Source organism: Mongoliitalea lutea (assembly GCF_014652135.1).
In the GTDB taxonomy this organism is placed as follows: domain Bacteria; phylum Bacteroidota; class Bacteroidia; order Cytophagales; family Cyclobacteriaceae; genus Mongoliitalea; species Mongoliitalea lutea.
In genome coordinates this window covers 1-14,453 of sequence record NZ_BMYF01000017.1, presented here as the reverse complement: position 1 = coordinate 14,453, position 14,453 = coordinate 1, and the positions used below count along the sequence as shown (strand labels likewise).

Below are 14,453 nucleotides of genomic sequence, written 5' to 3'. Positions count from 1 at the left end.
GTTCAATTTATCACACTCAAATATTATTCCCATATTTGTGACAAAATAAATAAAATTTAGATGGCTACCTATACAACTGAAATAGCTTCTGATAAAATTAGTAGTGATAACCCTATTCATCAACGATTGTTGAAAGCTTACATTGCTGCTAAACCCTTTGTAAAAGGGAAATTATTGGAAGTGGGCTGTGGAGAAGGAAGGGGTGTGGAAGTATTGATGCCTTTGGTGGAGGATTATTTGGGGATTGACAAAATCCAGGAAGTAATTGATACACTTACTCAAAAATACCCGAATGTGCAGTTCCAACAAGCAGTCATTCCTCCCTTCAAAGGCTTGGAAAGTGAGTCTTTTGATTCTATTGTGAGTTTTCAGGTGATTGAACATATAGAAAATGATCGGCTGTTTTTAGAGGAAATCTATCGGGTATTGAAGCCGGGAGGAGTTGCGGTGATTTCGACTCCAAATATTCGTCATACCTTATCCAGAAATCCTTGGCATGTACGGGAGTATACAGTGGATCAATTGAAATCCTTGTGTGAAAAAGTCTTTGATTCAGTAGTATGCAAAGGGATTGGGGGAAATACCAAGGTTTGGGATTACCACGAGGCTAATCGTATTTCTGTTAATAAAATCATGCGTTTTGATATTTTCAACTTGCAGCACAGACTTCCTGCCGCTGTCCTGCGTTGGCCGTATGAGGTATTGAATAGATTGAATCGCAATAAACTGCATCAGCAAAAAGGACAGGCAGTTACCGATATTTCGCATGAGGATTACCTTGTGGAGGATCATGCAGAAAAAGGGCTTGACCTGTTTTACATTTTACATAAAAAAGCATGAATCTAAAGGTGAGTAGGGATTCCTTTCATGAAAGCTCTCGCATGAATAAAAAAAATCCGGTCTCGATTGAGCCGGATTTTTTCAAATAGATAAACCAAACATTTGTTATCTTGGGTTGATCAAGGAACCACCGCTACTGGGGCCCAGGAATCGTTCCAAGTCTTTTTTGAGCTGACTGGAAAGCTCTGTATAGCCTCTTTCTTCCAGTAACGGAACAAAGAATTTAAGCATCTCAATAGATATCAGAGCGTCACGGTCATAGTCTCTTCCTGTGCGCTGATAGAAATCAATCATTTCAATGGATCGTACGGATACTTTTTCCACAATATCCAAAGCCAAATCATCTTCCCCTACCTCAAACAATAATGGAACCATTTGCCCACTAGCCAAATCGTAAGGAATGGCTTCATGAGGCATTTTCTCCAAGCTAAATTTCAGGATATCCGCCGCACGCTCCAAATCATCTTCATCTAATAAGGCGATTGCGATGGAGTTGATGGCAGATCGGTGGTTAGATGTGAATCGTCGGAATTCATCATCGAAGTAATTGCTTGGATCATTCATGCCACGAAGTGCAAATTTCTCCATGACATTGGTGTAGGCTACATCGGTATTGACCATTTCGGTACGCATGCCCATGGGTTTTCTGACAGGCAACAGTCGGTAAGTCAATCCTTCCATTACTACATAGTCTTCCAAATCCAAGGTAATCGTCGCCATGGACGTATTGTTGAAGTAGATCGGTCTTTCCCAGTTGTTGGTTGTGATCAGGTCGATCAACATCATGTTTCCTTTGGTCAGGTAATTTCCTTTGACACGTAGATTCATTTGATCTACCATCAAATACTCCAATTCCTCAGGGATGATGCCACTATTGTAAACTTTTTCAATATCTACATCCAAAATCAGGTTACGGGAAGGAACCATGTTGTAGGTCATGCGTCCACCAGTACCTAATTTCAATAAATCACTGTTATTTTTGAGTAATCGCAAGTATTCTCGGGCAGAAATGGCATCCAGACCTTCACGTTCATAGACGTACAAAACATCATTGGTGCCCTTTTTGTAATTGTCGTAAGTCAAAGAGAAAGGTAATGGGTCGGATTCGTTTACTTTTCTGGTCATTTGCTCCATGTACCAATCTGTATCGAAATAACTCAACACTACCACTCGAACATCCGTACGGAAACCTTCCACTTCTTGTACATACCATAGTGGGAAAGTATCATTATCTCCACCAGTAAACAAAATGGCATTTGGGGCGCAAGAAGCGAGGAAATTACGTGCTGAATCCACAGAAAGGTATCTTCCCTTTCTGTTGTGGTCATCCCAGTTTTGCTGCGCCATCAAGAATGGTACAGGCAAGGTAATCGCTGTCGCAATGACAGCCGAAGCGACCAAATTCTTGTTAAATTTACCTAAGACATCTACGATAGCCAACACACTCAGGCCTATCCAAATGGCGAAGGCGTAGAAAGAACCTACATAAATGTAATCCCGCTCCCGTGGTTCCACGGGTGGGGAATTCAAGTACAATACCAGCACCACACCCATCATCAGGAAGAGCATGGCGTTTACATAGAATGATTTGCTATCTCTTTTGGCTTGGAAAAGCAAGCCAATAATTCCCAAAATCAGTGGCAACATCAAGTAGTTATTGTGTGCCTTGTTTTCTTTGATGTAGTTGGGGAATTTGTCTGAGAAGAAATCGGTAATGCCAATCCAAGGAGCATCCGAGAAATCACTTTCTCTTCCAGAGAAATTCCACATGAAGTAACGCCAATACATGTGACCCAATTGATGGGAAAACATGAAATATAGGTTGTCTCCGAAGGTTGGTTTCTCACCTTCCCGCAACCCTAATTTGGAGCGGTAGATCTGTTTGTGACGGTCCTGAGTAGAATAGATTCTTGGTAAGATCGTAGTGCGCTCAGGGTCATATTTGTTGACATTGTTATAGTCTACAATCTCGTATCCGTTTGGAGTCTTTAAATAGATAGGAGAACCTTCTACTTGGTCTACCAATTCAGCATCGAAGTATTGTCCGTGTAGTAAGGGTCTGTAACCGTATTGTTCACGCTTCAAATAAGAGATATAGCTGATGATGTCCTTTGGAGCATTTTCATTGATGACTGGGTTTTGATTGGCCCGAATGATGATCAAGGCATAAGAACCATAGCCAATCAAAATAAAGGTTAAAGAAAGCAGGATGGTGTTAAGGATAACTTTCTGCTTTTTGATGGAATACAGAATCCCATAGATTAAACTTCCTATAAATAGGGCTGAAAATACGACGATTCCCGATCCGAATGGCAATCCAATGCTATTGACAAAGAAAATTTCAATAGATCCTGCAATACTTGGCAAGCCAGGAATGATGATGTTATTAATAGCAATCAAAGCAACTCCACCCAAGAATAAGGAGATAATCGCGCCTTTCAAGTTTGGATTAGGGTATTTCTTGAAGTAATAGATCAGAGCCAAGGCAGGCAATGTCACCAAGTTAAGCAAGTGAACACCTATGGAAAGACCAACTAAGTAGGCGATAAAGATCAACCATTTGTTTTCTTCTTTTGGGTCGGTCAGTGTGTCCCATTTCAAAAATGCCCAAATCACAATGGACGTAAAGAAGGAAGACATAGCATAAACTTCTGCTTCTACCGCTGAAAACCAGAAGCTATCCGAGAACGTGTAGGCAAGAGAACCTACGATTCCTGCACCCATCAAACTGAAAATTTGGCCTTTGCTTTCTTCACCTGCTTTGATTTGGAAGATTTTTCTACCAAAAAGGGTGATGGACCAAAATAAGAATAAAATTGTCAGGCCTGAGAAGAGCGCTGAACCAATATTCATCCAATAAGCAACTGCCAATTCATTGCCCATGGCAAGAAAGGCAAACATCCGATACACTAACAAGAAGAAAGGTGCGCCGGGAGGGTGAGGTACTTGGAGTTTATAGGAAACTGCTATGAATTCTCCTGGATCCCAGAAGCTAGCAGTCTGTTCCACAGTAAGGATATACACAGTGGTGGCAATCAAAAATACCAACCAACCGGTCAGATTATTGACCTTTTTATATTCAAGCATGCGTATGGAAATAATTGTGTCGGGCGAAAATAAGGAATTAATCTATAATTAAATGACTTTTAACAGCTTTTAAGGATTTGTGATAAACATTACTGTAAGGGCTACGCAAGTGGTTTTATCTTTGTTGTATCAAAATTAAAAATAAGACAACCATGAGCGCAAAACCAATGACATTCAACGAACTAATCAACTCCGATCAACCGGTATTAGTAGACTTTTTCGCTACTTGGTGTGGTCCTTGTCAAATGATGCAACCGATCCTCCAAGATACTGCCCGTCAGTTGGGTGATAAAGTGAAAATCGTCAAAGTAGATGTGGACAAGAATCCGTATGCCTCCAGCAGCTTTCAAGTAAGAGGAGTGCCTACCTTGATTCTTTTTCAAGGAGGTAAAGTGTTGTGGAGGCAATCTGGGGTAGTGCCTGCCCATCAATTAGTAAAAGTAATCGAAGATAATGTTACAGTCAAAGCATAAATTGGAATGTGATAAAAGTCATTTTTTGACAATCTCATCTTCCCTAATTTTACACAATCAATAACCTGAAAATAAAAACTATAGCACTATGATTCTAGAACAAATTTACACCGGATGTTTAGCTCAAGGAGCTTACTATATCGAGTCAAATGGCGAAGCCGCTATCATTGATCCTTTGAGAGAAGTTCAACCATATTTGGACAAAGCCGAAGCAAACGGTGCAAAAATTAAGTACGTTTTTGAAACACACTTCCATGCTGATTTCGTGTCCGGTCACAAAGACCTAGCTGCCAAATCAGGGGCTTCAATTGTCTTTGGACCTACAGGTATGCAAATGGGCTTTGATGCCATCATTGCAGAAGACAATCAAATCTTTGAATTGGGAGATATCAAGATTAAAGTAATACATACTCCTGGTCATACTATGGAGAGCTCTTGCTTTTTGTTGATCAATGAAGAAGGCAAAGAAGAGGCTATCTTCACAGGCGATACCTTGTTTATCGGTGATGTAGGCCGTCCTGACTTAGCGCAGAAAGTAATTGCGGATTTAACACAGGAAAAATTGGCTGCACACTTGTATGATTCTTTGAGAGAAAAAATCATGCCTTTGGCAGATGACATCATTGTCTATCCAGCACATGGTGCAGGTTCTGCTTGTGGTAAAAAAATGAGCAAAGAGACTTCCGACACATTAGGAAATCAGAAGAAGACCAATTATGCTTTGCAGGAAATGACTAAAGAGGAGTTTATCAAGGAAGTCATCACAGGTTTGACACCTCCTCCTGCATATTTCCCTCAAAACGTAATGATGAATATCCAAGGATATGACTCCATTGATGAGGTATTGAACAGAGGTTTCAATCCATTGAGTCCAGCTGCATTTGAAGCTGCTGCCAATGAAACAGGTGCGGTGGTATTGGATACCAGAGAAGCGCAAGTGTTTGCTAAAGGATTTGTTCCAAACTCCATCAACATCGGTATCGACGGAAGCTTTGCCGTGTGGGTAGGTACTTTGATTCCTGATGTGAAACAAGAAATTCTAGTAGTAGCTGACGAAGGAAGAGAAGAAGAAATAATTACCCGATTGGCTCGTGTAGGATACGATTATTCTATCGGATATTTGAAAGGTGGATTTGAGTCTTGGAGAGCAGATGGTAGAGAAGTAGACACTATTCTATCTGTTTCTGCCGAAGAACTTTCAAACATCATTGATAAAGAAGGTGCGGTAAATATCCTGGATGTAAGAAAAGCCAGTGAACATACTTCTGAGCATGTACTCGATTCCATCAATGCGCCATTGGACTATATCAATGACAGTATGACCAAGGTGGACAAAAATAAGACGTATTATGTACACTGTGCTGGTGGATACCGTTCCATGGCTTTTGTGTCTATCTTGAGAGCAAGAGGCTACGAAAATCTTATTGACATCAAGGGAGGTTTTGATTCCATCAAAGATTCTGCCTTGTTCAATGTAAGTGACTACGTTTGTCCTTCTACTTTATTGTAAAATCAACTAAACTAACTAGAGAGAATTTCTCTCCCAATGGGACTGTTCCTGACTAAGGGCAGTCCCATTTTACTTTCAAAACCAATAAAGTGATAAATGTCACCTTTTTCGAAGGTGAGAAACCTGAATTTTGAGTATGCTTAGAACTTTGCTTGTATTTGTATTACTAATGATAACTGCTACTGCTGACCTTTGGGCAGGAGATGTGCAGGATACAGTACGTGTACGTGGCAAGTTGGGCGAAGACCTGAAAAAAGGAGAATTTGATTTTCATGCCCGGAGTTTCTTTATGAGTACCATCAATGCAGGGGATTTACTCAACTATTCCACACTGGCAACAGGTGCAGGTGTAGGCTATACCAGTCCCGAGTGGAAAGGTTTTCAGTTACGCTTCAATGGTTTCTTTACCTTCCAGGTGTTTGAGCAAAATGTGCGGATAGCTGACCCGATTACAGGTGGTGTCAACCGATACGAACTCTTGTTGTATGACATGAACGATCTTACCAACACCAATAAATTGGATCGATTGGAAGAGTTGTTTATTGCTTACCGCAGAAACCGATTAAAATTCACATTAGGAAGGCAAAAAGTGTCTTCTCCCCTTTTAAACGAGCAAGATAACCGCATGCGGCCAAACGTTTTCGGTGGACTTTCCATGGTTTATTCGGGTGTGAGTACCAAGTGGACGGCTATGTGGATCAATTCCATGACCATTCGTGGGACAGTGGATTGGTATTCAGTGGAAAACTCTGTAGGGGTGTATCCTTTCGGAAGAAATCCTTTCGGTCAACCGTCCAATTATAAGGGAAAAATCAGTTCCAAAGGTATTGGCTTACTGGGGGTGCAGCATTACAAAGATGGATTTACCGGTCAGTTTTGGAACTACACGGCAGAAAACATGTTTAATATGACCTTTGCCCAGGCCGATTACAACCTAAATGTAGGAAGGACCCGCTTCTATGGAGGATTACAAGGGTTTTATCAGTTTGCTTTGAATGATGGAGGTAATCCAGACCCAGACTTCACCTACATGCTACCCGATGAACGGGCTTTGGGTTTGGGAGGGAAACTTGGCTTCTTCTACGATACTCACAACATTTCAGTAAATTACTTGTGGATTGCTGATAAAGGAAGATTCTTATTTCCACGGGAATGGGGTAGAGAAATTCTTTATGCCAGTCTTCCCCGGGAGCGATATGAAGGGGCAGGAGATATGAATGCAGTGACTGTTCGCTACGATTGGGTGACCCCTTTACCCAATGTATTTACACAGTTTGGGGCAGGTTTGGTCAATCATTCAAAAATTGACAGTTATGCTTCCAATAAATACGGACTGCCTTCATATTATCACTTCATCGGAGGTGTAGAATACCGCTTCAAAGATTACCTGGAAGGATTAAACCTTAACTTCCTCCTCGTCAACAAAACCGCCAAAGACCGATCGGTGCTCACAGAAAATCAACGCATCAACAGGGTAGATATGTGGAATATTAATTTGGTGATGGACTATAGGTTTTGAATGAGAAGCGAGAGTTTAGAGACAAGAAGCAAGAATCAAGAAACAAAGATGTGGTGAACATTTTGAATCATATCTGAAATCTTAGATCTAAAATCTAAAAACGGCTGTGCGGGATTTGTAATCTCGGTCAGCAGATAAATGAGGATTTGCAATCCTCGAGGAGAATTGAATAAAAAACATTGAACTGAAATAAATCTAAAATCTAAAATAAAAAATGGAACAATTTATTGCCTGGATTACACAACCGTGGCCTTGGTGGGTGGCGGGACCTTTGATCGGATTGACAGTGCCAACACTGTTGATCATCGGAAACAAATCTTTTGGGATTTCTTCCTCTTTGAGACACGTATGTGCGATGTGCGTGCCTGCAAACATTCCTTTCTTCCAGTACAATTGGAGAAAAGAACTTTGGAACATCATGTTTGTGGTGGGCGTATTGATCGGTGGTTTTATTGCTGCTAATCTCTTAGCTAACCCTGATACGATCGTAGTAGCAGAATCTACGCAGCAGGATTTGGCTGCATTGGGTATCACAGACTACTCTAAACTTCTACCAGCAGAAATCTTCAACTGGGAAAATCTATTCACAGCGAAAGGATTATTATTCTTCGTTATTGGTGGATTTATGGTGGGTTTCGGAACCCGTTACGCAGGTGGATGTACTTCCGGTCATGCGATTATGGGGATTTCTTCCTTACAGTGGCCATCAGTAGTCGCTACCATCTTCTTTATGGTAGGTGGTTTCTTGATGACACATGTGTTGTTAGGACCCTTGATGAAGTTAGTAGGATTTTAATTAAAGAACGAACATGAACGCAGTAGATAAAAAAATAGAAACGCCTAAGGATTGTGGTACTCCAAACCATAAAGAGGTTAATGAAAACGGCTTGGGATTGGTGAAGTACTTGATCGTAGGGATGCTTTTCGGGATCATCTTTGTAAAAGGTGAAATCGTATCTTGGTTTAGAATTCAGGAGATGTTCCGATTACAGTCCTTTTACATGTATGGTGTGATTGGTTCGGCCATTGCCGTGGGTGTGATTTCCATCCAATTGATCAAGAAATTCAATGTAAAAACCTTGAATGGTGAGAAAATTGTCATCCCAACGAAAGAATTCCGAAAAGGACAAATCATCGGTGGATTCATCTTTGGTTTGGGTTGGGCTCTGACAGGTGCTTGCCCAGGACCTTTGTTTGCACAGATTGGTAGTGGGTTTACGGTGATTTTAGTGACCTTAGTGTCTGCCATAGCAGGTACTTGGGTGTACGGACGCTTTGCAGACAAATTGCCAAACTAAAAATCATTAACCGTCCCAACGGTTTCTTGAGATATTTAGAGAATGTGATAGCTTAATGAAACACTCTTTTGATGATTACTCTGATCATCAATATGGCTATCAGAATGACAGCACCAGCGATTATAAATTCCATAAGTTTAATGTTATGGGATAGAAACCGCTGGTGTTTTGTTTTGTTTGTTAAACACAGTATTTCTTGATTAATTCTTGGTCGATGCCTTTTGTCCTAACTTTTTTTGCGAGGTAGCTACCGAGTGGTTTCAGTAGTTTAAAGAGTAGCCCTTCTACCTTAGAGTCATTGAGTTCGCCTAACCAGAACGCCACTCCTAAGTCCTTTGGAATGCCATTTTTGAGGGTTTGACCATCTTGGGCTAACCCATACATGATTCGGAGTGACTGTTCAAATCCGGTATGTCCTGGGGTGATTTTGATATTGAATTCTATAGAGTCGGTCTCACTGGGGTTGAAGAAACCATGAATTTCCATGCGCTTGACGGTATAGCTTTCCCCGGGTTTTAGAATTACTTTTCGATCCTGCAGTTGTAAGCCTAGATTACCCTTGACTGCGGTGAATGTTTCCTCAAAACTCGTGTGGTGATGCGGGGGATTTCCTCCCTTTGGGCTTAAGGTTAACTCAAGTTCTGTGATTTTTCCACCCGTTTCTTCGCTCATTTGGGTGAAAGTAACTGTATCTTTGTAAAGTGGATTGACTATTGTTCTTTTCATAATTTGCCAAGTATAAGAAAGTGAAGGCAATTAGTCAAGTTTTAGTTGAGGCCCTTATCAAACCTATTAATGACGATTTTACAGAAAAGACGCTTGGCCTTGGGAAGTTTATTCTTTCTCGCAGGCTTATGTTTCGCCTCTTGGGCGTCGAGGATTCCAGATATACAGTTGAAATTTCAGCTTTCAGAAGCCCAACTAGGAACGCTATTATTGGGTTTACCTGTGGGTTCTTTGGTTGCCTTGCCGGCGGCAGGATTTTTGGTGCACCGATTTGGGAGCAGAATAGTAATTTTGATGAGTGGGGTAGGGTATTTGGTGTTTTTACCACTGATTGGTTTCAGTCCCAGTGTATGGATACTCGTGCCTGTGGTGATGATCTATGGCATGATTGGAAATATGATGAATATCTCACTTAACACCCAAGCACTTGGATTAGAAGATGAATATGGGAAAAGTATTTTGGCCTCTTTTCATGGCTTATGGAGTTTGGCAGGTTTTACAGGTGCAGGTATTGGCGCCTTGATGATATATTTGAATGTACTGCCAGGATTTCATTACCTCTTTATCTCTGTCATTGTGGTAATCGTATTGCTTTTGGCTCAAGGCTTTATCCGCAGTGATTTGCAAAATGGGGGAGGTGGAGGAGGTTTAGTGCTTAAAAAGCCCGATGGTTTGTTGTTGCGTGTGGGTGGTATTGCATTTTTGGGGATGATGGCCGAGGGCTGTATGTTTGATTGGTCGGGTGTGTATTTCAAAAAAGTGGTACAAATTGAAGAAGGTTTGGTCGCTTTGGGTTATGTGTCGTTTATGGGTGCGATGGCTTCGGGACGCTTTATCACAGACCGCATTATCAATAAGATTGGCAGACTGCCATTAATCCGCATCAGTGGAGGCTTGATTTTTTCGGGCTTGATCGTGTCGGTTTTGTTCCCAATACCAGTAGTGGCCACGATTGGATTTTTGTTGGTAGGTTTTGGAGTAGCGGCCATCGTCCCTATCGCCTACAGCACAGCCGGTAGGTCCAAGTTGTACAGTCCGGGGGTTGCTTTGGCGATGGTATCGACGATTTCATTTTTTGGCTTTTTGATTGGTCCACCGGTGATCGGTTACATCGCCGAACTCTCGAGTTTGAAGACTTCATTTACCTTAGTCGCTTTGGCAGGATTGGGGATTGTGGGGCTTTCTTCGGTGAGGCTTGGGGTGTTTAGTGAGTAGTGGTCGGAGGTCAACAGTCCACTTTCAACAGTTTTGTTAGTGGTAGACTTTTTATTCATGTATTTACTATCTGATTCCCTACTTGGTACTTGGTACTTGGTACATGGTACTTGGTACATCTACAGTATTTGGTGGCTGAGCGGAGCCGAAGCCAGTTTATGAAGGTTTTTATTGATTTAGTGTCTTTTGCTTTTAAAAATTCAGGTAATCACTCCATCGAAGAGATTGATGCGCATCAATAGTGTAGAGGCTGATGGTACCGTAAAAATGATTCTCACGAATGTAGAAAAGTTCTCAATAGGTGACACACATATCAATGGGCTGCCCACAAACCCTCAATTGAATAAATTCAGTCACTTTTTCAGCTTTTTTAAATCCGCAGAGTGAATTTACGTGAGTATGTATTCAGATAGTTGATCAAATCATGGGATAATTAAATATTTTATGATACTTTAGAAGAGTCTTTAGTTATTTTTTTTGAATACTCAACTCAATGAATGAAAAATTCACTCAGAAATATCATCTTACTTTTGACTTGTTGTTTATTGGTACTGCCATTCTCAGAAGTTCGATCACAAGACCTGGATAGAGTCAAAGAAGTCCAAAGTTTTTACCTTGGATTTATGGATAACCTATTCATCGGAGAGCCCATTGTACCAACTCTAGTGATTACAGCAATGGAAAATGATGTTATTGGTTCAATAGAATATAATGGGCAGTCCATAGATTTTGCCTTGAATCAAGGAGAGATATTTGAGCATGAGCTAATATCAACTATGGTGATAGAGACCAATAATATTATTGAGAATAAAAGCGTTTACATATATTCGGAAGGAGAAATTTCTGTTTATGCTATAAATGCAAAGCCTGGGTCATTCGATGGGACGCTGGTTTTACCATTTGAAAAACTTGGTGATAATTATTTTATTGCTTCTCATTTTGAAAACCAAACTAGAGGTATTCGTTTGGATACTCGACAATCCAATAATGAAAGCCAAGTTCTTATTGTCGCAACTGAAGATAACACGCAAATAGAAATTAGTCCTTCTGTTCCCGTATTCAATTCCCTAGATTCGTTCACTATTACATTAAATAAAGGTGAGACTTACCAATTTAAGGCAAGAGATGATTTGACAGGTACGAGAGTAAGCGTCTTAAATTCAAATGGGAATTGTGCTAGAATAGCAGTATTTTCAGGTAATAAATTTGCTGATATAGGAGATCCTGAATGTGGTCCATTTTCTTCTTCTCATATTTTTAATCAAAATGAACCTGTATCAAGTTGGGGTAGAGAATTTTTTCATATTCCATTGCGGGATCGACAATTGGGAGAACTAGTTAAGTTTGTAGCTGCATTCGATAATACTGAGATTTATTCTGGGAATGACCTTTTGACAACCATAAACTCTGGTGAGTTTTTTACTTTGGATGTGCCGGATGGAACAGCCTTACATTTTTCAAGTAATAACCCTATTGCTGTTTTTGGATTTGGGAAATCATATTCTTGCTTGATTTTGGATGAAAACTCAGTACAGTCGCCACCTAACGTTGCAAATTACGGGAATCCTCAAATGGTGAATTATCGCCCTTTCGAAGAAGCGTACACTAACCTTAAATTTCTAGCACATCGTGTTTTCAATACAAGTAGGCATTTTGCTCAAATTGTAGTAGCTACTTCTGATGTTGGTCAAATGCAGGTCAATGGTGAAAATGTTGGAAATCAATTTATGCCTATAAATAATAATCCTGACTTTTCGTATGCACAAATTAACCTCAATCCTGGAGTACATGAACTGACTAACGCAGGTGGTTTTATGGGTTACTTTTATGCTGTAGGCGCCTCTGCTTCTTATGCCTTAAGTTTTGGCCAAGAGTTCAATAATTCAAGTTATGAGATAATCTCTACTTTTGATGACTTGACAACTGGAAATCCAAGAGTTGCTTGCTTGAACCAAGAGGGAAATTGGAGTATTTCAACATCTAACTCTGATTTTACCTTTTTTACATGGGACTTTGGTGATGGTACTGCCCCCAAATCAGGAGAAAATGTGGTGCATACCTTTTCAGAACCTGGTCTATATGAGGTAAAAATATATGCTTCAGAAAATGATACAGGTTGTGATGAAACAGAAGTGCATTATTTTGAAGTGGAGGTGGAAGATATTGGAGGGGAAGTTACAGGTCCACAGCAGGCCTGTCCACAGGTGGATATTTTTGATTATGTTTTTACAGCTTTTGGTTCCGTTGCAGCGGTAGATTGGCTTGTGGAAGGAGGAGTTATTCTTAATCAAGAAGACAGCATGGTGACCGTACAATGGAATGAACCAAATGCCAACGCAAAAATCATAGGTATTCCTATCGGGAATAATGGATGCAAAGGTACTCCAGTAGCATTGGTAGTCGTCATTAATCAAGAAATTGAGCCTTTATTACCAGAAGGAGTTGAATTTGTCTGCAATACATCTGAAACATTTATCTATCAAGTTGCAAATCCTCAGGCATCTAGGTTTTATGAATGGGAAGTAGTGGGAGGGATGCTTATTGGCGAAAATGGCAATCCTGAAGTAGAGGTGCAGTGGGATGAATCAGAAGAGTTTGGGTCAATTTTCTATAAGGAATTCAGTTTATTAGACGATTTGTGTGAAGGCGTTTCACCAGCCTTAACAGTAGCTATTAATTCTGGCTTTGAAGCAGTTGTATCAGAATTGAAAGAAGTGAGCTGTAATGGATTATCTGATGGTAAACTGGAAGTTGCAGTGCAGGGTGGAATTCCACCTTATCAATTTATTTGGTCACATGATCCGGGTTTGAATAATACTATTGCAGAAAATCTCTCCGTTGGCTCGTATAGTGTCATTATAAGAGATAGCCAGTTATGTGAGATACAGTTGGAAGACTTAGTAATAGCAGAATCAAGTTTACTAGAATTTTTGACCATAGACGTTGAAAATGTTAGCTGTTTCGGAAATGCCGATGGGAGAGTGTTGCTTAGCGTAATTGGGGGTGTTGCACCCTATAGTATAGATATGGAAGGAGCTGAAACAATTGATGATTTGATCATATTAGAGGATTTAGAGTCAGGTAGCTATACTCTTTCTGTGTTTGATGCAAATGATTGTCAAATCAGTACTACCGTTTTTGTTGACTCTCCAGAACCTTTGGAGGTTTTAATTGAAACAATTCAAAATCCTTGTCCAGGTGAAAACAATGGAGTGCTTAGAGCCGATTTGATCGGAGGAACAGGGCCATTCACCTTTCTATGGAGTGATGGGCAAATGACGCAAGAAATCGAACAAGTTGGAACAGGCGTTTATGAGGTTATTATCACAGACGCAGAGGGTTGTGTCAATGTGGGAAACATTATGGTCACTGAAGCAACTCCGGCAATTAGAATTCCTACAGGTTTTGATCCATCGGAAGGGAGTTTTGGCCCCGTAAGTAATTGTGGTAATATTCACTATGTTCTCAGTATATTTAATAAATGGGGTCAGCTTATTTTTCAAGGCAATGGTGCTTGGGATGGGATGTTTCAGGGGGAATCAACCCCGATAGGAACGTATGCTTACCGTTTTGACTACGAATTCCAACTAAATGGTCAAATGGAAAGAGATTCTATTCTTGGCTCCTTCACTAAAATTAGGTAGATTCCAATTACTAATTACAGAGATGATGTTGCTGATTGTATATTCCGATCCATCTTGACCACCTGTTCCGGTGATGCTGACCACTTTTTTCCGATGATGTTGACCACCCCTTTTAGGGGCCAATAACTTCTTCTAGGGATA

General features: G+C 40.5%; 10 protein-coding genes. 8 read left to right on the top strand and 2 right to left on the bottom strand.

Annotation, left to right across the window (positions count from 1 at the left end):
* Nucleotides 1–60 precede the first annotated feature (60 nt).
* Complete coding sequence (locus IE080_RS13330; RefSeq protein ID WP_189583443.1) at nucleotides 61–840, top strand: class I SAM-dependent methyltransferase; 780 nt, start codon at nucleotides 61–63, stop codon at nucleotides 838–840.
* A gap of 105 nt (nucleotides 841–945) precedes the next feature.
* Here IE080_RS13330 and IE080_RS13325 read toward each other — a convergent pair whose 3' ends face one another.
* Nucleotides 946–3,927: a glycosyltransferase family 117 protein gene (locus IE080_RS13325; RefSeq protein ID WP_189583440.1), complete on the bottom strand. Its 2,982-nt coding sequence runs from the start codon at nucleotides 3,925–3,927 to the stop codon at nucleotides 946–948.
* Nucleotides 3,928–4,079: 152 nt separating this feature from the next.
* Here IE080_RS13325 and trxA point away from each other — a divergent pair, with 152 nt between their 5' ends.
* The 5 genes from trxA to IE080_RS13300 all read left to right on the top strand — a co-directional run bounded on the left by trxA (nucleotide 4,080) and on the right by IE080_RS13300 (nucleotide 8,727).
* On the top strand, nucleotides 4,080–4,400 hold the full coding sequence (trxA, locus tag IE080_RS13320) for a thioredoxin (RefSeq protein WP_189583438.1): 321 nt from the start codon (nucleotides 4,080–4,082) through the stop codon (nucleotides 4,398–4,400).
* Between the two features lie 88 nt (nucleotides 4,401–4,488).
* Nucleotides 4,489–5,910 carry an MBL fold metallo-hydrolase gene (locus IE080_RS13315; RefSeq protein ID WP_189583435.1) on the top strand — a complete coding sequence of 474 codons (1,422 nt, stop codon included), beginning with the start codon at nucleotides 4,489–4,491 and terminating at the stop codon, nucleotides 5,908–5,910.
* A gap of 136 nt (nucleotides 5,911–6,046) precedes the next feature.
* Nucleotides 6,047–7,429, top strand: a complete 1,383-nt coding sequence (locus IE080_RS13310) for a hypothetical protein (RefSeq protein WP_189583432.1) — start codon at nucleotides 6,047–6,049, stop codon at nucleotides 7,427–7,429.
* 214 nt (nucleotides 7,430–7,643) lie between these two features.
* Nucleotides 7,644–8,225: a YeeE/YedE family protein gene (locus IE080_RS13305; RefSeq protein ID WP_189583429.1), complete on the top strand. Its 582-nt coding sequence runs from the start codon at nucleotides 7,644–7,646 to the stop codon at nucleotides 8,223–8,225.
* Nucleotides 8,226–8,238: 13 nt separating this feature from the next.
* The gene (locus tag IE080_RS13300) at nucleotides 8,239–8,727 is read left to right on the top strand and encodes a DUF6691 family protein (protein ID WP_189583426.1); all 489 of its coding nucleotides are present in this window, start codon (nucleotides 8,239–8,241) and stop codon (nucleotides 8,725–8,727) included.
* A gap of 180 nt (nucleotides 8,728–8,907) precedes the next feature.
* On the opposite strand, the gene IE080_RS13295 is transcribed toward IE080_RS13300, so the two are convergent.
* Nucleotides 8,908–9,453, bottom strand: coding sequence for a cupin domain-containing protein (locus IE080_RS13295; protein ID WP_189583424.1), 546 nt, complete (start codon nucleotides 9,451–9,453; stop codon nucleotides 8,908–8,910).
* 69 nt (nucleotides 9,454–9,522) lie between these two features.
* Between IE080_RS13295 and IE080_RS13290 the strand changes: the two genes are divergently transcribed.
* Together IE080_RS13290 and IE080_RS13285 are read left to right on the top strand one after the other, a co-directional pair.
* Nucleotides 9,523–10,668, top strand: coding sequence for an MFS transporter (locus IE080_RS13290; RefSeq protein ID WP_189583421.1), 1,146 nt, complete (start codon nucleotides 9,523–9,525; stop codon nucleotides 10,666–10,668).
* A gap of 497 nt (nucleotides 10,669–11,165) precedes the next feature.
* Nucleotides 11,166–14,312: a PKD domain-containing protein gene (locus tag IE080_RS13285; protein ID WP_189583417.1), complete on the top strand. Its 3,147-nt coding sequence runs from the start codon at nucleotides 11,166–11,168 to the stop codon at nucleotides 14,310–14,312.
* Nucleotides 14,313–14,453 lie beyond the last annotated feature (141 nt).